Raw genomic sequence first — 19,226 nt, 5'->3', positions numbered from 1 at the left:
ATGAAGCGGAATGGGCCGGCTAGTACGCCGGGTTCTGTCCAGGTGCTTGCACACCGTCGACGGCCATCTATCTCGTGACTACGTTGCCGCAGCCCTCTAGCGGTCTACCCGAAAGCTCGGCGAGCCGCCTCAACGCTTTCTGTCTGACCTTGCTCCGGACGAGGTTTACCTAGCCGACCAGGTCACCCTGGCCTCTGGTGGTCTCTTACACCACCGTTTCACCCTTACCCCCAGCTCGCGCTGGTGGCGGTCTACTTTCTGTGGCACTGTCTCGCGGGTTACCCCGGGTGGGTGTTACCCACCATCCTGCTCTATGGAGCCCGGACGTTCCTCGGCATCCGCTTGACCCGAAGATCTCCCGAATGACGCGACCGTCTTGCCGACCCATTCCGAGTACAAAGCCTACCGGGCGAGCAGGCGACGTGCGAACCGGCGCTAGATTCCGGACTCTTCGGTGCGCACCAGCACGGCGCCACAGTCGGGGCAGAAGATGACCTCGTCCGCCGGAGCCTGACGGGCATCAGCGAGGTCGCTCCCGGTCAGGGTCATCGTGCATCCGCTGCAGGTGCGGGCACGTAGCAGCGCCGCGGCGTTGCCGTGGCCGCTGATGCGCAGGCGCTCGTACAGGGCAGCGAGGTCATCGGGGATGGTAGCCGCGATCGTCGCGCGATCACGGGTCAACTCGCCGAGCTGACGGTTGAGGTCGACCAGCGACTCATCCCGAACGGCTTCCGTCGCGGCGACCCGATCGGCGATGGCGTCGCGTTCCTGCTCCACCACAGCGACGGCCGCCTCGTGCTCTTCCTGGCGCTCAAGCACGGCAATCTCAATCTCCTCGAGATCGAACAGGCGCTTCTTGAGTGAGGCCACCTCGGAGTCCAGGGCCTGGATGTCCTTGATCGATGAGGTGTGCTGCAGGCGGTCGGTATCGCGGGCAATGCGCTTCTCAACGACCTCAACGTCGCTCTCGATGCGTCCCAATTCGGTGCGCACGTCGTCGAGCTCGCCGGACCGGCCGAGCAGCTTCATGCGGCTGGCCTCAGCCTCCCGGTTGAGCGCGGCAAGCTCGGTGTGCGACGCGAGTGATTTTGACTGGTGGCTGAGCTGAAGAACCTTGATGTCGAGGGCCTGAAGCCGCAGAAGTTCTTTCTGCTGGAGTGGTGATGCCTTCACGATGTCCTGACCTAACGCTGGAATTGAGTTGTACTGACGAAAGAAAAAAGAATTAGTGCACGACGGAAAAATCCCACGGGTCGGTGTTCAACTCACTTACCGTGACCGACACCCCCGGCAGGCTCGCCCGCAACTGCACGGCCGCCGGCTCCAGCCAGAGCCATTCGCTGGCCCAGTGTGCGACGTCGATGAGGGCGGGTCCGCCAACGCAGAGCGCCTGCTCGCGCGCCTCCTGCGCCGGGTGATGGCGCAGATCGGAGGTTATGTAGACATCCGCTGCCAGCACCTGCGGATTGCGAAGCAGGGAATCACCGGCACCGCCACAGAGAGCAACCGTCGTGATCGGGGCTGCATAGTCGCCGGCGACGCGAACCCCGGAAGCCGTGGCCGGCAACAGGGCCAGCACTGTGTGTGCCAGGTGTCCGAGCGTGGTCGGTTTCGACAGACGACCAACCCGTCCGATGCCGGTGCCCGGCACAGCGCCACTCGTGATGGGCAGTGCGTCGATCAGCCCCAACCGACTGGCGATCACGTCGGATACGCCGTCAGCGACCACGTCTGCGTTGGTGTGGGCGGCCAGCAGGGCACAGTCGGCGCGAATCAGCCGGCTGAGCAGTGCACCCTTATAGGTGTCCTCGGCGATGCTCGTGACACCGCGCAGCAGCAACGGATGATGCGTCAGCAACAGGTCGGCGCCGGCCGCAATGGCCTCGTCGACCGTGTCGGCGACGGTATCGACGGCCAAGTGAATGCTGCGAATCGGTCCGTTCGGATCGCCACTGATCAGCCCCGGTGCATCCCACGCTTCGGCACCGCCCGGGGGCCAGAGGGTATGGGCGACGAGGGTAACGTCGGCGAGCGAGAATGGCACCCGTTCAGCCTACCGGGCGACCGGTGCCAAGGTTTCGCGGACACGACGCAACCCGATGCGTCGGGTCCGCGAAAAGATAGGTCAGTAGTCGAACTCGTCGAACTGCGCGGCAGCCGACTCCTCTCGGGTCCACGCTGCCGGAATCATGGCTCCGGTTTGGGCCTTGCGGTGCAGAAAGTCCGTGGTTTCCGGTTCGACCAGTTCTGGCGACAGACTGTCCGCGGTGACGCTGACCAGCTGACTCGCGGAACCGATCAAAAACTGAGCACGAAGGAGAATACCGCCGTCGCCCATGACCGGTATATCAACGACGTCGACTTGTCGACGGTTACACAGTGCCTCGGCATACAGCAAGACCGCATCAGCCAGATCGCTGCCGGTAATCACTGACCCACCGGGGTGAAATATACGTTTCATGATCTCCCTCGCAAGCTCACGTTCAGTGCGTGTGCTGCCAGGGTCCGGGGCGGCGAATATCAGTATATGCCCGCCCAGCTTAAACGGGAGGTAAGTCTCGGCTAGTTCGCAACTAGTCGCGGCTTACGCTGCAACGCGAGAGGATCAGTACGCGATTGACGATGCGCTCGGCCACATCGGCCAGCGGAAGACCGTTATGACGGGCATACTCGCGAATCTTGTCGAAGGCATCGCCCATGTGCACTCCGTGGGTGTACGCCACGACGCCCTTGGCCTGTTCGATCAACACTCGACTGCTCAGCGCGTGCTGAAGTTGCTGGCGCACGATATCGCTTTCGCGAATAGCGCGCTCCTGCAGGATGCCGATGGTCGCGACATCCGCGAGTGCCTGCACCGTGTTGGTGTCGGCCGTACTCAGCCCGCCGGTGCGATCCCAGAACAGATTGAGTGAGCCGATGGTCGTTGCCCGCAGGCGCAGCGGTACGGCGTGCATCGAGGCGAAGCCCTGGGCGAGTGCCCCCTGGCGAAACTTGGGCCATTTATCGCCCGTGCTGTCGATGTCGGGAACGGCGACGGCCAGCCCGGAGGTGAAGCTCTCAACGCACGGGCCGCTCCCGGCTCGCAGCTGCAGAATTTCGACCAGGCGGCTGCGTTCGTTGGTCGACGCCACGACTTCCAGCTCGCCGTCACCGGCCGACAGGATGATGCCCGCCGCCGAAGCCTCCAGCAGGGCGGCGCATTTCTCAACCAGGGTGTGCAAGAGGTCGACGACATCGTAGTCGGCGACGAGTGTGTCGGCCAGGGTAACGAAGGTCTCAAGGAGTTGACCTTCCCGGGTTTTTGTCACCATATTTCCATTCTAAGACTCGGGAATCGACGAGAAATCCAATCGTCGTGTCACTACATCTGCGGCGACTTCCCGAACAGTTCGTCCATGAGCAAAAGCATGTCCATGAATTATTAGAAGCGCGTCGGCCGCGGAAAGATTGAGCTGGGCCAGAACCATTCCGGTCGCTTGATGAACGACACGCCGCGAATATCCTTCATTATCTTCCAGATTCGTTTTCAATGTTTGCGCGGTGAGGGATCGACGTAAGACCTGGAGCGCGGCGATCTGTGCGAGCACTTCCGCGTCCAGAATCTGCGCGGGTGTGAGGCCGCCGGAGCGGGTCGAAAACAGCGAGACAGCTCCGATATCGACCGACCCCATGATGAGTGGAAAGGCGTAGACGGCGTGCACTTCGGTGTTCCGTGCGGCTTTCATCAGCGCCGGCCAGGTCGCGCCCGACGACGTCGCAAAGTTGTCGACGAGTACGGGCCGTCTGGTGGCCAGCGCCGCCCAGGCAGGCCCCTCACCCAGGTCGAATTGCAGCTCGTCGAAGTGGGCCGCCATGGCATTGCTCGCGCTCACGGTCTCGGACCCAAACGGGGCCCCGAGCGTGCACACCGCTGCGGCATTGACCGGCAGCACCTGTATGAAAGGGGCACAGATACTGGTGCGGCTTTCGTGAGCGAGTGACAGCTGTTCGACCGCGGCCCCGAATGCCAGCCGATCAGGCACAACACACCAGCCCAACCCAGAAGCCCTGCATCGTGCGTGCCATTCGACCTCACGATCACAAGTTCTGGAAGAATTCTCTGTGGGCTCTACCGGGCTCGAACCGATAACATCCACGGTGTAAAAGGTCCGGTCGCAACCAAATTCAATAAAAAATCCGCAAGAACACGGGCTTTCACTGACTGCGCATTTGCGGTCACTCGCCCGAAAATCCGGGATTGTGGCGAATCCTGATGCTGGAACACCAACGCCTCGCCAGCTCAAAACACCCAGCAGATTTGTTCTGCCTGTACGCAACACTAGCCGAGCATGACGAGCTTGGCGGCACCGAACACCGGCGGTGCCGCTGGTCGTGACCCGGGGCTCCCGCGGACCGAGGGCAGCAGGCCCTCATGAGGCCACGGAATGCACGCGTCCAGAGGACCTTCTCCCCGCGGGTTCTAGTCGCGCTCTCGGCCATCCTGCTGTCCGTTGAACCACGCTTCCGATGAACAAGCGTCCGGCAGAAATTCGGATCGAAATCCACCGCGAGGGGCAGGCCATGGCGACGCATGCGCACCGTATCGCCATGGCGGCCACACCCTGGTCGATTTGTACTTCCTTGCCAAAGTGTGTAGGGGCGGACTACGGTTCGAACGTTCGATTCAAAATTCCGCACCGAAGGAGTGTCATGGTCAAATCACCTGCCATTCGCGCTGGACTGACGCTGGTGTCCGTCGCAGCGTTGATCCTCGCCACAACATCCGTCGCATCGGCCCGACCCGGGGACGACGGCTCGATATCGACCGCCGACGGCGCTCGCGACGCCCACCAGCACGGCGGAACAGTCGGTCATCTGCCGGCAACACAGTCCAATGTCACCGTAGTCTCCAAACTGAAGATGAAGAACGCGGTGCCTGAAAAGATCGCCGACGTGGGCGTCTTCAAGGATTATGCCTACCTTGCTGCGTGGGGCGTCGTATCGTGCACTTACAACGGGGTGCACGTCGTGGATATCAAGGACCCCGCGAAGCCGAAGGAGGTCGCGTTTATCCAGTCCAAGGAGGGCAGCTACCCGGGCGAGGGTGTCCAGGCCCTGCAACTCGATACGCCAGCCTTTACCGGCGACGTGCTCGTCACCAACAACGAGAAGTGCAAGGACAAAGCAGGTTTCGGCGGCATGAATCTCTATGACGTGACGAATCCCGAGCACCCCACACCACTCGCCGTGGGCTTTGGTGATTCAACAGCCGATGGTCAGGGCAAGAAGACCGCCAACCAGACCCACAGCGTCTTCGCCTGGGATGCCGGCGACAAGGCGTACGCGGTCATCGTTGACAATGACGAGGGCACCGATGTCGACATTATGGACATCACCAACCCGAAGAAGCCGTTCCTGACCGCGGAATACGATCTGGACAAGACCTTTCCGCAGATCCTCCAGAACGCACCGGCGAACCTGACCGACGTGTTTCTGCATGACCTCGTCGTCAAGCAGATCGACGGAAAACAGGTGATGCTGTTGTCCTACTGGGACGCCGGATACGTCACGGTCGACATGACCGACGTGCACAACCCGAGCTATATCGGCGATACAGACTTCACCAATCCCGACCCGCAGCTTCAGGAGTCGACAGGCCTGATCGAGAAGCCCGAAGGCAACGGCCACCAGGGCGAGTTCACCCTGGACAACAGGTTCATAATCGGTGCCGACGAGGACTTCGCGCCCAACGGCGCGGAGGGCACCACGGATGATGCCGCGACGCCGTTTCAGATCTCGCAGGGCAGCGACACCCCGCAGCTGCAAGGCGGCGAGTCGCTGACCGGTGATGCCGTCTACGCGGGACAGGCATGTTCCGGTGATCCGATTGTGCTACCCGCACCGGTCACCGCAAGCGGCAGCCAGATCGCGATCGTCACCCGCGGCCTGTGCGCGTTCACCGAGAAGGTGGCGAACGTTGAAGCGGCCGGCGGCTATGACGGAATCGTCATTATCAACCGCGAGGGTACCGACGGATGCGGCGCGTTCGGGATGAGCGTTGCCGGCACCATCTCGACCTCTTCGGTCGACCGTCAAACCGGATTCGGTTTCTTCGACCTTGAGGCCTCGTACGATAACGCGGCCTGCCTCGCCGGTGCTGCCAGCGTGATTCCCGGCCTGAGTCTGGGCGCCGTCGGAGACCTCGTTTCCGTGCGCGCGTTCTTCGACGGTTGGGGTTATGTGCACCTCTTCGACAACTCGACGGGAAAGATGTCCGAGCTGGACACCTATGCAATTCCCGAAGCCATGGACCCGGCCTACGCTGCGGGCTTCGGCGACCTCTCGGTTCACGAGGTGGCCACGTCCAAGCAGCGGGCCGACCTGGCGTACTTCTCGTATTACGTGGGAGGTTTTCGAGTGACCAAAATCATCGACGACAAACTCGTCGAGACGGGTCGCTTCATTGACGAGGGCGGCAACAACTTCTGGGGTGTGGACGTGTTCGAGAACAACGGCGTCGAATACGTTGCCGCCAGCGACCGTGATTTCGGGCTGTACATCTTCCGATACACGGGAAACTGAGCCGACAGCCTGATCTGAATTACCCACACGAAATCGCTCCTGAGAAGCCCTCAGGAGCGATTTCGTTTGTCCCGGTGCGCTGTGGGAGGCGCCGGACCATCTCGACCCGCCGGTTCACCGGGGCAGCACCCGGGCACCGTCGATGTGACGGGGAATCGTGTCGTGGTGCTGAGCCCATGACGCCCGAACCCCCGTCGGGAAGCCGTTGAAGACCAGACGACCCACGGTTGGTGCGAGCGTATCGCTGATCTGACGCATGAGTTCGGGCTCGTTGCTGCTGTGGTTCTCGGTGGCGGTCAGCGAGGCTCCGCCGTCCCACAAAACGCGGATCATCGCCAATGGCCACAACCTGAACGCCAAGTCGGACTAAAACAAGCTGAGCGTCGCGAAGACTGCGTGTTACGCAGATAATTTCTCTGATCAGGGCATTAATACTGTGGGCCCTACCGGGCTCGAACCGATGACATCCACGGTGTAAACGTGGCGCTCTACCAACTGAGCTAAAGGCCCCGACGACGACTCAAGGTCACCGGGTCTGTTCAGTATAGGTCAGAGGGCGGGTACGAGCTGTCCAAGGGCTGCCCGGTAGGCGTCGATCGGACGAGCTTCGCCCGGTGCTGTGATGAAACTCGCCCGAATGATGCCGCTCGGATCGATCAGGAACGTGGCGCGGTTAGCGAAACCCTTGTCCTCGAGAAAGACGCCGTATTCTTTCGCAACGGCGCCGTGCGGCCAGAAATCGGCCACGAGGTCGAAGGTGTATTTTTCCTGCTCACCGAAGGCCCGCAGAGCATGACGGGAATCGACCGAAATTCCGATGAGCTCGACTCCGCCGTCTTCAAACAGGGCCAGGTTGTCACGCAGTTCACACAGTTCGCCACTGCAGATGCCGGAGAACGCCAGCGGGAAGAATACCAGAGCGACGGATTTGATCCCCCGATACTGGCTCAACTGAACCGTTTCACCAAACTGATTGATGAGCTTGAAATCGGGGGCCTGGGTGTCATTTTCGAGAGCGATGAGAGCTTCTTTCCTAGGTGCCGGGCGCATGGATTGGCCGGTGACATACTCTAGCTCTGCAATCTGTCCGGTGTCACAGCGGACACGCTTTTTGGTTCAGCCACGCCCGCGCACGGACAAGTTGCGAAATCTGTAGGCTTACGTGGTGCCGCCGGTTGCAATCCAACCTGCTCTGTTACGGCACCTGCCACCGTTGTGTTCAAGCCGCGGGGCATCATCGCTGCATATACCCCAGGCTGCATCAACCACAGAGGAGAGGTCGACTATGACGGTCAACGACCAGGACCCGTATTCGACGAACAACGCCGACTCAGATCCGGAGGAGACTGCTGAGTGGTCGCAATCCCTCGATTCGCTCGTTGCCGAACACGGCCACGAACGCGGGCGCGAGATCATGCTGAGCCTGTTAAAGCGCTCGAAGGAGCTGCACCTCGGCGTGCCGATGGTACCGACGACGGACTACATCAACACCATCGCTACGGAGAACGAACCCGACTTTCCCGGCGACGAAGACATTGAGCGCCGCTACCGCGCCTGGATCCGCTGGAACGCTGCCGTTCTGGTGCACCGGGCCCAGCGCCCCGGCATCGCCGTTGGCGGGCACATCGCGACGTACGCGTCATCCGCTGCCCTCTACGAGGTCGGATTCAACCACTTCTTCCGCGGCCAGGACCACCCGGGCGGCGGCGACCAGATCTTCATCCAGGGCCACGCCTCCCCCGGTACTTACGCGCGTGCCTTCCTTGAGGGCCGCCTGACCGAGAACCAACTCGACGGTTTCCGCCAGGAAAAGTCGCATGCCCCCGACGGCATCTCTTCGTACCCTCACCCGCGTCTGATGCCGGAGTTCTGGCAGTTCCCCACAGTGTCGATGGGCCTCGGCCCGATCAACGCGATCTACCAGGCGCAGCTGAACCGCTACCTGACCAACCGCGGCATCAAGGATGCGAGCGACCAGCAGGTCTGGGCGTTCCTCGGCGACGGCGAAATGGACGAGGTCGAAAGCCGCGGCCAGCTGCAGGTCGCCGCCAACGAGGGCCTCGACAACCTCAATTTCGTGATCAACTGCAACCTGCAGCGACTCGATGGCCCGGTGCGCGGTAACGGCAAGATCATCCAGGAGCTGGAAAGCTTCTTCCGCGGTGCCGGCTGGAACGTCATCAAGGTCGTTTGGGGTCGCGAGTGGGACAACCTGCTCAAGAACGACGTCGACGGCGCCCTGATCAACCTGATGAACGTCACGCCCGACGGCGACTACCAGACCTACAAGGCCGAGAGCGGCGCCTACGTGCGTGAGAACTTCTTCGGTCGCGATCCGCGTGCGCTCAAGCTCGTCGAACACTTGAGCGACGACGAGGTCTGGAACCTCAAGCGCGGCGGCCACGATTACCGCAAGGTGTACGCCGCGTTCAAGGCAGCGTCCGAGCACCAGGGCCAGCCCACCGTCATCCTGGCGAAGACGATTAAGGGCTACGGCCTCGGTCCGAGCTTCGAGGGCCGCAACGCGACCCACCAGATGAAGAAGATGACCCTCGACAACCTCAAGTCGTTCCGAGACAGCATGCACGTGCCGATCACGGATGCCCAGCTCGAGGAAAACCCGTACCTTCCGCCGTACTACACCCCCGGCGACCAGGATGAGGCGATCCAGTACATGCACGAGCGTCGTCGTGCGCTCGGTGGTTACCTGCCCGAACGTCGCACCAAGCACGCCAAGCTGAACCTTCCCGGCGACGACACCTACAAGGTCGCCAAGAAGGGTTCAGGCACCCAGGAGATCGCTACGACGATGTCGTTCGTGCGGCTCCTCAAGGAGCTCGTGCGGGCCAAGGACTTTGGCAATCGCATCGTGCCGATCATCCCCGACGAAGCACGTACCTTTGGTATCGACGCGTTCTTCCCGACCGCCAAGATCTACAACCCCAACGGCCAGCACTACACGTCCGTTGACCACGCCCAGCTGCTGTCTTACAAGGAGAGCCCGCAGGGCCAGATCCTGCACGTGGGCATCAACGAGGCCGGCGCCGCCGCAGCATTCACCAACGTCGGCACGTCGTATTCCACCCAGGGTGAACCGCTCATTCCGGTGTACGTCTTCTACTCCATGTTCGGATTCCAGCGCACGGGCGACGCCCTGTGGGCAGCCGGCGACATGATGACCCGCGGGTTCATCATTGGCGCTACGGCCGGGCGCACGACGTTGACCGGAGAGGGCCTGCAGCACGCCGACGGCCACTCTCCCCTTCTCGCGTCGACCAACCCGGCCGTCGTCTCGTATGACCCCGCCTACGGGTACGAGATCGGCCACATCGTGCGCGACGGCCTCGAGCGCATGTACGGCGGCGCCCACACCGACCCGAACGTCATGTACTACATCACCGTCTACAACGAGCCGGCCGTGCAGCCGGTCGAGCCTGAAAATGTCGACGTTGACGGCATTCTGCGCGGTATCCACCGGGTGAGCGCGTCAACGGTCAGCGGACCGAAGGCCCAGTTGCTGGCCTCGGGTGTTGCCGTTCCGTGGGCGCTGGAAGCTGCGAAGCTTCTCGCCGACGACTGGGGTGTTTCGGCCGATGTCTGGTCGGTCACGTCGTGGACGGAGCTGCGTCGCGATGGCCTGGCCGCCGAGGAGTACAACTTTCTCAATCCCGACGACGAGCCACGTATTCCGTATGTCACCTCGAAGCTCGAGGGAGCTGCCGGCCCGTTCGTGGCCGTGTCGGACTTCATGCACGCCGTTCCCGACCAGATTCGCCAGTTCGTGCCGAGCGACTTCGCCACCCTCGGCGCCGACAGCTTCGGCTTCTCGGACACCCGCCCGGCAGCGCGTCGGTTCTTCAAGATCGACGGCCCGTCGATGGTGGTGCGCACTCTCGAGCTGCTCGCCCGCCGCGGCGAGGTCGACCGGAGCCTGGCCGGCCAGGCCATCGCCAAGTATCGCCTGCACGACGTGAGCGCGGGCACCACCGGCTCCGCCGGGGGCGAGAGCTGAAAGCAGTGGCACCGGCGCCCAAGACGAAAGAGCAGACTCTCAACTGGTTGCGCACCATCTCCGGTGAGTTGTCCACGCAGACGCTGAAACGACTCGAAGACACGCTGTCCTGGTATGGCGATATGCCACCAGGGCGGCGGTCCGCTGTCGGCCTGGTCGCCCAGGCCGGAATTACGAGCTTCATTTCGTGGTTCGACGACCCGCGGTCAACCCCGTGGATCGCCGCAGACGTCTTCGGCGCCGCTCCGCGCGAGCTGCTGCGCTCGGTGAGCCTGCAGCAAACGCTGCAGCTCATTCGAGTGACCGTCGAGGTCGTCGAGGAACGCGTCAAGGACGGTGGAGAGTCTCTCCGCGAAGCGATCCTGCTTTACTCACGCGAGATTGCCTTCGGGGCAGCGGATGTCTACGCGCGCGCCGCCGAGGCGCGCGGGCTCTGGGACGCCCGCCTCGAAGCCCTCGTCGTCGATTCCATTCTCAGCGGGGAATACGACGATGAGCTGCCCAGTCGCATCGCGGCCCTCGGCTGGCACGGCCACGGCGAGGTCTGTGTGCTCGTCGGGACCACATCGCAGATGCTTGACGTCGACCAGTTGCGCCGCGCCGCGCGCCATATGGCGGCCGACGTGCTCATCGGTGTGCAGGGCAATCGGCTGGTGCTCGTGATCGGGCGTGCCCGCCCGGCGCCGGTCGACAGTGAGGACGTCGGCACAGCGGCAGCGCTGACCTTCATGGAGATTGCCATGGCGCTCGAGCCCATCTTCGGGCCGGGACATTTGGTGCTCGGGCACGAGGTGCCCAACCTGGTCGACGCATCCAAGAGTGCCAAAGCGGCGCTGGCCGGTTTTGCCGTTGCTCGGTCGTGGCGGAATGCGCCGCGCCCGGTGCAAGCCGACGACCTGCTGCCCGAGCGCGCCCTGGCTGGCGATCCGCTCGCCCGAGCCACGCTCATCCACCGGATTTACCGGCCGTTGCAGGCGCATTCCACCGAGTTGCTCACGACGCTGTGGTGTTACCTCGACAATGGGCGCTCACTCGAGGCGACCGCCCGGGAACTTTTCGTGCACCCCAACACCGTGCGCTACCGCCTCAAGCGAGTCTCCGAAGTCATCGGCTACGACGCCACAGGAGCCCGCGAGGCGCTCATTCTGCAGTCCGCCCTGATTATCGGCTCGATCAGCGACCACGACGGTTCCACCCGCCGCCGCTGACCGCCACCCGCGTTCACCGGCCAAATGTGCTGCTGCAAACAAAGGTTTCATGAATACTTAGTGTGATCTGCACACTCATTCGCGTTGCCAGATTGGAAGACTAATTAAGTGATCGTTGTCGTCTGCCCGGGTCAGGGCTCCCAAACCCCCGGATTCCTCGAACCCTGGCTGGCTATGCCGGCCTTCAGTGCCGGTCTCCGCCAAATTTCCGAAGACGCTGGACTCGACCTCGTCGCCCACGGCACCATCAGCGACGCCGACACGATCCGCGACACTGCGATCGCCCAGCCGCTGATCGTCGCCGCCGGCATCCTTACCCTCGAGGCTCTGCTCACGGATGGACGACGCGACCGCATTGCCGGTATCGCCGGACACTCGGTCGGCGAACTCACCGCGGCTGCCGGCGCCGGCATCCTCAGCAACGCCGAGGCGGTGCGCTTTGTCCGCGAACGCGGCCTCGCCATGCAGGCGGCTTCCGCGCTGGTACCCACGGGCATGAGCGCCGTCATCGGGGCCGACGAAACCGAGCTGCTGGCCCGGGTCGCCGAGCTCGGTCTGGAACCGGCCAACTTCAACGGCAGCGGCCAAATCGTCGTCGCCGGTGCCCTCGACGCCCTCGCCGCCCTCGCCGAGACTCCCCCGCACCGCGCCAGGGTCATCCCGCTTCAGGTCGCCGGTGCATTCCACACTCGCTATATGCAACCGGCCGTCGAGCGGATGACCGTAGTCGCCGACTCGCTCAGCCCCGCCAATCCGACCCTCCCGATCTGGACCAACCGCGACGGCGACCGGGTGAGTGAGGGCATCCGTTTTGTGAAGCTACTCGTCGGTCAAGTGTCCTCGCCGGTACGGTGGGACAAGTGCATGGAGACTTTCGCTGCGGCGGGAGTCACCGGAATCATCGAGCTCGCACCCGCCGGCGCCCTCGTCGGTCTCGCCAAACGCGGCCTGAAAGGCGTCCCGAGTGTCGCCATCAAGACCCCGGACGACCTGCCCGCCGCCTGGGCCATGATCGACCAGCAGTCCTGAATGTTATGAGAGAGACAATGCCAAAGCCCACACTCCAGCAGTCCCACGGACCGCAGTTCACCCGCATTCTGTCCGTCGGCGCCGCCCGCGGCGAACACCTCGTGCCCAACGACGACCTGGTCGAAGCGATCGATTCGTCTGACGAGTGGATTCAGCAGCGCACCGGCATCATCACGCGTGCTCGGGCCGGCCAGGACATCGATGCCGTCGATCTGGCAACGGATGCCGCCCGCGAGGCCATCGAGAGAAGCGGCATCGACCCAGCCCTCATCGACGCCGTGATCGTCGCGACCATCAGCAACAGCCGCCAGACCCCGTCGATCGCTGCCGTCGTCGCCGATCGGGTCGGCACCAACCCGGCCGCGGCTTACGACATCAACGCGGCCTGCGCCGGTTATGCCTACGCCGTCGCCCAGGCCGACGCGCTGATTCGCACTGGGGCCGCGCACTATGCACTGGTCATCGGCGCCGAGAAGCTCTCCGAACTCGTCGACCCGACCGACCGCAGCATTTCGTTCCTGCTCGGCGACGGTGCCGGCGCTATCGTGATCGGCCCGAGCGACTACCCGGGTATCTCCACCACGGTGTGGGGCTCCGACGGATCCAAAGCAGACGCGATTCACATGAATCACACCCTTCAGGAGTACCGTCGCGGCGAGGCCGACTGGCCAACCCTGCGTCAGCAAGGGCAAACCGTCTTTCGTTGGGCCGTCTGGGACATGGCCAAGGTGGCCAAGAAAGCCCTCGAAGTCGCCGGAATCGAGAGCGCCGACCTTGCCGCGTTCATTCCCCACCAGGCCAACATGCGCATCATCGACGAGTTCGCCAAGCAGCTCAAGCTGCCGGAGTCCGTGGTCATCGCGCGTGATGTCGCGAACACGGGCAACACGTCATCCGCTTCGATTCCGCTCGCCACGCACCGTCTGCTCGAGGAACACCCCGAGCTCAGCGGCGGCCTCGCTCTGCAGATCGGCTTTGGTGCCGGACTCGTGTTCGGTGCGCAAGTCGTTGTGCTGCCCTAACCAACCCACCCCCTAAACTAGGTCTCGGTCAACCGAGACACCCCTCAAGGAGAAAAACATGGCACTGTCCACCGAAGAAGTTCTGACCGGCCTGGCCGAGCTCATCAACGACGAGACCGGAATTGCAACCGACACGGTTGAGCTCGGCAAGTCGTTCACCGATGACCTCGACATCGACTCCATCTCGATGATGACCATTGTCGTCAACGCAGAAGAGAAGTTCGACGTGAAGATCCCCGATGAAGAGGTCAAGAACCTCAAGACCGTCGGCGACGCCGTTGAGTTCATCGTGAAGGCACAGGACTAGGCCCGATCCTGAACCAGGTCGGCCGGAAATCGGCCGACCTGTTCATTGGGCTGGTGGCAGATCGCGCCGGCCCACACGTTTGTCGTTCCATGGAGAGTTGACTTATGACCAAGAAAATCGTTATCACCGGAATCGGTGCCACTACGCCGCTGGGCGGCACGGCGGTCGACACCTGGACGGCCCTTCTGGCCGGCGAATCGGGCGCTACCACCCTCGAACAGGCCTGGGTCGCCGAAACGGCGATCCCCGTAACTTTTGCCGCACAGGCACGGGTGAAGACCGCGGACGTGCTGCAGCGCTTTGAGGTCAAACGCCTTGACCCGTCCAGCCAGTTCGCCCTCATCGCCGGGCGCGAAGCCTGGGCGGATGCCGGCGCCCCCGAGGTGGAGCCGGAACGCCTGGCCGTGGACTGGGCCACCGGAATCGGTGGGGTCTGGACCCTGCTCGACGCCTGGGACACCCTGCGCGAACGCGGCCCCCGTCGCGTGCTGCCGATGACCGTGCCGATGCTCATGCCGAACGGCCCGGGAGCGGCCATCGGAATGGACCTGCACGCCCGGGCCGGCATCACCACCGTGGTCTCCGCCTGTGCCTCCAGTACCGAGGCTTTGGTCAACGCCTACAACCGTCTGCAGGCTGGATTAGCCGACATCGTCATCGCCGGTGGCTCTGAGGCCGCGATCCACCCGCTGCCCATCGCATCCTTCGCGGCGATGCACGCCCTGTCGACGCGCAATGACGACCCGGCAACCGCGAGCCGCCCCTACGACGTCACCCGCGACGGATTCGTGCTCGGTGAGGGCGCTGCCGCACTCGTCATCGAAACCGAAGAGCACGCCAAGGCACGTGGCGCACACATCTACGCCGAACTGGTCGGTGGTGTCGTCAACAGCGATGCCTACCACGTGACCGCGCCGGACCCCGAGGGGACCGCAGCCGCCCGCGCGATGGTGTCGACCGTTCAGAACGCCGGCGCCTCGCTCGCCGACGTCTCGCACATCAACGCCCACGCCACCAGCACCCCGGTCGGCGACATTGCCGAATACAACGCCCTCAAGCGCGTCTTCGGAGATCTCCTCGACGGCATCCCGGTCTCGGCCACCAAGGCGTCGACCGGTCACCTGCTCGGTGGCGCCGGCGCCCTTGAGGCGTTCTTCACGGTCAAGGCCCTCGCTGAGCGCACCGCGCCGCCGACGATCAACCTCACGTCACAGGACCCGGAAATTCCGCTCGACGTCGTGACGACGCCGCGCGCACTGCCGGCCGGAGATCTGCTCGCCCTGAGCAATTCCTTCGGCTTCGGCGGTCACAACGCCGTCGTCGCGTTCCGCTCGGTCTAGTTTTGCGCGAATAGAGAATGACCCCGTCCAGTTGGACGGGGTCATTTCTGTCGGGCGGTTCAGGTGACTTCGTGATCTTGCCGCCGGGTAAAGTCACCGGTCGACAGGCCGCGCCATTACCGGCGAACCGCACGTTGCGCGGCCTGGCGGTTCAACCCACCTGGTGCAGCCAGACCACCGCGTTCAGGTCGCTCGCCTGCCGGAATGGTTCCAATTCGTCGTCCCAGGATTGCCCGAGGGCGAGCCGCAACTTGCGGTGCAGGTCGATTGCATTGGCGCCGGCGCTGTCCATAGCAGAGCGGATGCGGTCCTCCGGCACGACAACGTTGCCCACGCTGTCCGTCTGGGCATGAAAAATGCCCAGACCCGGTGTGTGCAGCCAACGGCCGCCATCCGTTCCCCGCCCGGCATCTTCGGTCACTTCGAAGCGCAGGTGGTCCCAGCCTCTCAGGCTAGAAGCGAGAACAGCACCGGTACCCGGGGCGCCCTGCCAGTAATATTCAGCCCGCTGGGATCCGGGCAGCGCGGGCTGCTCAGACCAGTCGAAGTTCACCGCCTCGCCGAGCGCACGCCCAGCGGCCCACTCGACGTGCGGACACAAGGCGCGCGGAGAAGAGTGCACGAAAAGCACCCCCCGCGCGATCGGCGCCCGACGGTTCTGTACTGCGTCCATCGCGTTTCTCCGTTCTGTAGGTGCGTCTTCCCCAACGACCTCGGAACGACCGGACTCCCAACCTGAGGCTGTGAGCACGATGGTGGATGTGAAATTGTGCGGCAGTCGCGTTCACCCCAATGGAGATCCCGTGCAGACGATAGCGCCATTATGCCCCAGGGAGCTGTGGATTGACAAGCGGGCGCGGGCATCACGACCTGATGATCGCGAGTGGCAGATCCGCCTCACGCCGCAAGGGCGCCAAGGCCGCAGGACTCACCTCCCGGCTAGCTCCCACCAAGAATTCCCTCGCAGGAAACCAGACGGACCCCACGTGCACACAGCCCGCGGGGCCCGCCCTTTTGCGTGCCTCCCCCGCAGATCGGTTGCGTTGATCGACTTAGCCTCGTATGCCGGGCTTGGACCCAGCCTGTTGAGATCTCGACCGACGGGATGGGCGCGTCCCGTGGGCCTGGTCACGTCGGTGCGCTGGTGGTCTCGCCCTATTTGGCCTGGGCGTAGTTGTCGACGGTCGCAACCGTGAGCATGAAATCGACCGGAAAGTCGCCAAAGAGAAGCCGACCGGCGGTTTCGGCGGCCGTGACGATGATCTTCGCCACGACCTCCGCCTGGGCTGCCAACGTGTGCACGATGACCTCGTCGTGCAGAAAGAACACCAGGTGCGGCGCGTAGTCGAAGGGCGCGCCCGCCCGCCCTGGTGCCGCGGGACGCGCGGCCGACGCAGCCAGGCCGGGCCCACCATCCGCTCGTCTGAGTGCGCTGGTCGCACCGGCACCGGCACCGGACGCCGGGAGGGCGGCAAGTTCTCGGCGAATTTCGGCCATCCAGCACAGCGCCCATTCCGCGGCGCTGCCCTGAACGATGAAGTTTCGGGTGAAGCGGCCCCAGTCCCTCGCCTGGCTGCGGGCCCGGCGCTCATCGGTCGCTGTGGCCGCCGGATCGTACGCCTGAGCTTGCACCTCATGCCAACCCTGCCCGGGTACCGGCGACGACCGCCCCAGCCGGGTGGTGACGACTTCGCCTCGCTCGCCGGCCCGGGCCGCCAACTCCGTCAGGGCGATCGCCCGAGGGTAGGCACGCGCCAGGCGCGGCAACAGCCGACCGCTCTCCCCCGTCGTGGCGCCATACATAGCTCCGAGCATGGCGACCTTGGCATGATCGCGCGTCTCCACGACGCCGCTCGCAACGATTCCGGCATAGAGGTCGGTTCCACGCCCGGCCGCAGCCATTCGCTCGTCCTGGGCCAACGCGGCGAGAATGCGCGGCTCCAACTGGGCGGCATCGGCGACGACGAGTTTCCAGCCCTCATCGGCGACCACCGCGCCGCGAATCTGCTTGGGCAGCTGCAACGCTCCCCCGCCGCGCGTCGCCCAGCGGCCGGTCACCACGCCTCCCGGCACGTAGTCGGGGTGGAATCGACCGTTGACGACCCAGGACTCCATCCAGGTCCAGCCGTTGGCGCTGAGCAACCGGGAAAGCTTCTTGTACTGCAACAGGGGCTCAATCACCGGATGCTCGAGCTTCTTCAACTCCCAGCCCCTGGTCGAGGTCACGGCCAGTCCCGCGCGTTGCAGGGCCTTGAACAGTTCCTGCGACGAGTCCGGGTTGAGGGCATCATCATCCAGTTCCAGCCGGATCCGCTGGGCGAGCAGCTCAAGACGGTCCGGTCTCACACCCGGCAGGGCGCGGGGTCCCAGCTCCCGCGTCAGCAGATGATTGTGCACGTCGGTGCGCCACGGAAGCCCAGCGAAGCGCATTTCGGCGGCTACGAGCGCGCCCGCCGATTCCGCAGCGAGCAGCAGGCGCAACCGGCCCGGTTCGGCAGCGGATGCCACGGCGTCGAGTTGACGGCGGAACTCACGCCCGGACGTCGATTCGGGGGCGCGAGAATCGAGGCCAGGTTCGGTGCCACCAGAGTCGCCGGTGCCGTCAGCGGCGTGGTCGGCGAGATCGTCACCACCATGGTCATCGTCGACATCAAACTCGAACAGGGTCGCCCGGAGCTTGATCTGGTCGGTTGTCACCGCGCTCGCTGCGTCCCAGCGATCCGGCGCGGCGAGGGCCAGTTCGCTCAACTGGGTCAGGGCGGAATTCTTGAGGATCACGTGGCACAGGCGCAGATCGTGGCAGCGCTCCACCCGGATTCCGGCACTGAGCAGCAGCGGATAGGTGTGGCCGGTGTCGTCCCAGACCCAGCGCGGGCGGCCTACAATGGCCCAGGATTCCCTGGCGGCCACAAACGTTCGAAATTCGTCCAGACTCAGCCGGCGCGGCGGTTGCAGCGAAGCTCCGGCCTCATCGCGGGGTTCGACGACCAGGTCGCCACCGCCCGCCTGCCGCACCAGTACATACACCCTCCTATTCTGCCCGATTCAGCGTGGCTGACCTGTTCACGGCGCCGGGCAGAACGGCACCGTACCCATCGGCTTCGTGGTGCCGATGGGTACGGGGGTTGTGCGTGCCGTCTAGCCGGCGATCTTGTCGCCGCTGGGTGACACCACCCACCAGACGTCGCCGACAGCCTGACCGGTGGTGTCACCGGCCGCCGCATCGCCAGCCCAGTAGTAAAGCGGGAGACCGTTCAGGGTGACCTGCTTTGTGCCATCCGTTCGGGTGATCACGCCAACGGTACCGGTGACTCCGTCGACCGTCGGGGTGTCCGATTCCGCGACGACCGGCGGCCACTTGACGAGACAGTCACCCTCGCAGGTACTCTCACCGGAGTCGGCGACGTCCTTGTCGAACACGTACAGGGTCATTCCGGCGCTGTCGACGACGATCGTGCCGAGGTCGCTGTCGGCCGTTGCGAGAGTCGCGTCGGCGCCCGGTTCGGCTACTTCGCTTGACGAGCTCGACTCGTCTGCCGCCGGCGGCGTCGCGCCCTGCGAGCATCCGGTCAGTGCGAGGACGCTGATCGCCAGCGCCCCGACGACGGGCCCGACCTTGAGCCATATTTTGCTGTTCATGATTGCTTCCTTTTCTCGGTGCACTGCTTTGAAATGGTGCGTGATTGAGCGGTGCGTGATCACGTGGTGCGTAACGAGGGGCTACGTGAATTAGAACGAGATGCCATG

General features: G+C 64.0%; 17 protein-coding genes, 1 tRNA gene and 1 other RNA gene. 7 read left to right on the top strand and 12 right to left on the bottom strand.

Annotated elements, in window-relative coordinates; translation table 11 throughout:
• Positions 1 to 7 precede the first annotated feature (7 nt).
• The 6 genes from rnpB to E3O45_RS13975 all read right to left on the bottom strand — a co-directional run bounded on the left by rnpB (position 8) and on the right by E3O45_RS13975 (position 3,932).
• Positions 8 to 387: RNase P RNA component class A (gene rnpB / locus E3O45_RS14000), an RNA gene on the bottom strand.
• Between the two features lie 48 nt (positions 388 to 435).
• Positions 436 to 1,173, bottom strand: coding sequence for a zinc ribbon domain-containing protein (locus tag E3O45_RS13995; RefSeq protein WP_134443925.1), 738 nt, complete (start codon positions 1,171 to 1,173; stop codon positions 436 to 438).
• Positions 1,174 to 1,225: 52 nt separating this feature from the next.
• Positions 1,226 to 2,044 (bottom strand): Nif3-like dinuclear metal center hexameric protein, encoded by an 819-nt coding sequence (locus E3O45_RS13990; protein WP_134443924.1) that lies wholly within the window; start codon positions 2,042 to 2,044, stop codon positions 1,226 to 1,228.
• Between the two features lie 81 nt (positions 2,045 to 2,125).
• Positions 2,126 to 2,461, bottom strand: a complete 336-nt coding sequence (locus E3O45_RS13985) for a hypothetical protein (protein WP_134443923.1) — start codon at positions 2,459 to 2,461, stop codon at positions 2,126 to 2,128.
• A gap of 112 nt (positions 2,462 to 2,573) precedes the next feature.
• Positions 2,574 to 3,311, bottom strand: a complete 738-nt coding sequence (locus E3O45_RS13980; protein ID WP_174843092.1) for a GAF and ANTAR domain-containing protein — start codon at positions 3,309 to 3,311, stop codon at positions 2,574 to 2,576.
• Between the two features lie 9 nt (positions 3,312 to 3,320).
• Positions 3,321 to 3,932, bottom strand: a complete 612-nt coding sequence (locus tag E3O45_RS13975) for a GAF and ANTAR domain-containing protein (protein ID WP_370450380.1) — start codon at positions 3,930 to 3,932, stop codon at positions 3,321 to 3,323.
• Between the two features lie 757 nt (positions 3,933 to 4,689).
• Here E3O45_RS13975 and E3O45_RS13970 point away from each other — a divergent pair.
• Positions 4,690 to 6,561, top strand: a complete 1,872-nt coding sequence (locus E3O45_RS13970) for a PA domain-containing protein (protein WP_134443921.1) — start codon at positions 4,690 to 4,692, stop codon at positions 6,559 to 6,561.
• A 114-nt stretch (positions 6,562 to 6,675) separates the two neighbouring features.
• Here the strand turns inward: E3O45_RS13970 and E3O45_RS13965 are convergent, their stop codons facing one another.
• The 3 genes from E3O45_RS13965 to E3O45_RS13955 all read right to left on the bottom strand — a co-directional run bounded on the left by E3O45_RS13965 (position 6,676) and on the right by E3O45_RS13955 (position 7,581).
• Positions 6,676 to 6,894, bottom strand: coding sequence for a hypothetical protein (locus tag E3O45_RS13965; RefSeq protein ID WP_134443920.1), 219 nt, complete (start codon positions 6,892 to 6,894; stop codon positions 6,676 to 6,678).
• 104 nt (positions 6,895 to 6,998) lie between these two features.
• A tRNA-Val gene (locus tag E3O45_RS13960) sits at positions 6,999 to 7,071 on the bottom strand.
• A gap of 39 nt (positions 7,072 to 7,110) precedes the next feature.
• Positions 7,111 to 7,581, bottom strand: a complete 471-nt coding sequence (locus E3O45_RS13955; RefSeq protein ID WP_092448732.1) for a peroxiredoxin — start codon at positions 7,579 to 7,581, stop codon at positions 7,111 to 7,113.
• A gap of 265 nt (positions 7,582 to 7,846) precedes the next feature.
• Here E3O45_RS13955 and aceE point away from each other — a divergent pair, with 265 nt between their 5' ends.
• The 6 genes from aceE (at position 7,847) to E3O45_RS13925 (ending at position 15,479) form a co-directional block, all read left to right on the top strand.
• On the top strand, positions 7,847 to 10,573 hold the full coding sequence (gene aceE, locus E3O45_RS13950; protein WP_134443919.1) for a pyruvate dehydrogenase (acetyl-transferring), homodimeric type: 2,727 nt from the start codon (positions 7,847 to 7,849) through the stop codon (positions 10,571 to 10,573).
• A 5-nt stretch (positions 10,574 to 10,578) separates the two neighbouring features.
• Positions 10,579 to 11,781, top strand: coding sequence for a CdaR family transcriptional regulator (locus E3O45_RS13945; RefSeq protein WP_241978827.1), 1,203 nt, complete (start codon positions 10,579 to 10,581; stop codon positions 11,779 to 11,781).
• Between the two features lie 108 nt (positions 11,782 to 11,889).
• A complete protein-coding gene (locus E3O45_RS13940) occupies positions 11,890 to 12,810 on the top strand; it encodes an ACP S-malonyltransferase (RefSeq protein ID WP_134443918.1) in 921 nt (306 codons plus the stop codon).
• A gap of 17 nt (positions 12,811 to 12,827) precedes the next feature.
• Entirely contained in the window at positions 12,828 to 13,832 is a 1,005-nt protein-coding gene (locus E3O45_RS13935; protein ID WP_134443917.1) for a beta-ketoacyl-ACP synthase III, read from the top strand.
• Between the two features lie 58 nt (positions 13,833 to 13,890).
• The gene (locus tag E3O45_RS13930) at positions 13,891 to 14,139 is read left to right on the top strand and encodes an acyl carrier protein (RefSeq protein WP_092108059.1); all 249 of its coding nucleotides are present in this window, start codon (positions 13,891 to 13,893) and stop codon (positions 14,137 to 14,139) included.
• 104 nt (positions 14,140 to 14,243) lie between these two features.
• Positions 14,244 to 15,479 carry a beta-ketoacyl synthase gene (locus E3O45_RS13925; protein ID WP_092448662.1) on the top strand — a complete coding sequence of 412 codons (1,236 nt, stop codon included), beginning with the start codon at positions 14,244 to 14,246 and terminating at the stop codon, positions 15,477 to 15,479.
• Between the two features lie 151 nt (positions 15,480 to 15,630).
• Here the strand turns inward: E3O45_RS13925 and E3O45_RS13920 are convergent, their stop codons facing one another.
• The 3 genes from E3O45_RS13920 to E3O45_RS13910 all read right to left on the bottom strand — a co-directional run bounded on the left by E3O45_RS13920 (position 15,631) and on the right by E3O45_RS13910 (position 19,118).
• Positions 15,631 to 16,152 (bottom strand): DUF3145 domain-containing protein, encoded by a 522-nt coding sequence (locus tag E3O45_RS13920; protein WP_134443916.1) that lies wholly within the window; start codon positions 16,150 to 16,152, stop codon positions 15,631 to 15,633.
• Positions 16,153 to 16,634: 482 nt separating this feature from the next.
• Positions 16,635 to 18,506: a bifunctional 3'-5' exonuclease/DNA polymerase gene (locus tag E3O45_RS13915; protein ID WP_241985364.1), complete on the bottom strand. Its 1,872-nt coding sequence runs from the start codon at positions 18,504 to 18,506 to the stop codon at positions 16,635 to 16,637.
• 111 nt (positions 18,507 to 18,617) lie between these two features.
• On the bottom strand, positions 18,618 to 19,118 hold the full coding sequence (locus E3O45_RS13910) for a hypothetical protein (RefSeq protein WP_134443915.1): 501 nt from the start codon (positions 19,116 to 19,118) through the stop codon (positions 18,618 to 18,620).
• Between the last annotated feature and the right edge of the window lie 108 nt (positions 19,119 to 19,226).

It is taken from the genome of Cryobacterium sp. TMS1-20-1 (genome assembly GCF_004402355.1).
In the GTDB taxonomy this organism is placed as follows: Bacteria; Actinomycetota; Actinomycetes; order Actinomycetales; family Microbacteriaceae; genus Cryobacterium; species Cryobacterium levicorallinum.
This window is presented reverse-complemented; position numbering and strand designations above follow the sequence as displayed.

Excerpts from the sequence above, each read along its gene's own strand:
- E3O45_RS13985 (WP_134443923.1), bottom strand. The coding sequence starts at position 2,461 with ATGAAACGTATATTTCACCCCGGTGGGTCAGTGATTACCGGCAGCGAT.
- E3O45_RS13980 (WP_174843092.1), bottom strand. The coding sequence starts at position 3,311 with ATGGTGACAAAAACCCGGGAAGGTCAACTCCTTGAGACCTTCGTTACC.
- E3O45_RS13970 (WP_134443921.1), top strand. The coding sequence starts at position 4,690 with ATGGTCAAATCACCTGCCATTCGCGCTGGACTGACGCTGGTGTCCGTC.
- E3O45_RS13965 (WP_134443920.1), bottom strand. The coding sequence starts at position 6,894 with ATGATCCGCGTTTTGTGGGACGGCGGAGCCTCGCTGACCGCCACCGAG.
- aceE (WP_134443919.1), top strand. The coding sequence starts at position 7,847 with ATGACGGTCAACGACCAGGACCCGTATTCGACGAACAACGCCGACTCA.
- E3O45_RS13935 (WP_134443917.1), top strand. The coding sequence starts at position 12,828 with ATGCCAAAGCCCACACTCCAGCAGTCCCACGGACCGCAGTTCACCCGC.
- E3O45_RS13930 (WP_092108059.1), top strand. The coding sequence starts at position 13,891 with ATGGCACTGTCCACCGAAGAAGTTCTGACCGGCCTGGCCGAGCTCATC.
- E3O45_RS13925 (WP_092448662.1), top strand. The coding sequence starts at position 14,244 with ATGACCAAGAAAATCGTTATCACCGGAATCGGTGCCACTACGCCGCTG.
- E3O45_RS13920 (WP_134443916.1), bottom strand. The coding sequence starts at position 16,152 with ATGGACGCAGTACAGAACCGTCGGGCGCCGATCGCGCGGGGGGTGCTT.
- E3O45_RS13910 (WP_134443915.1), bottom strand. The coding sequence starts at position 19,118 with ATGAACAGCAAAATATGGCTCAAGGTCGGGCCCGTCGTCGGGGCGCTG.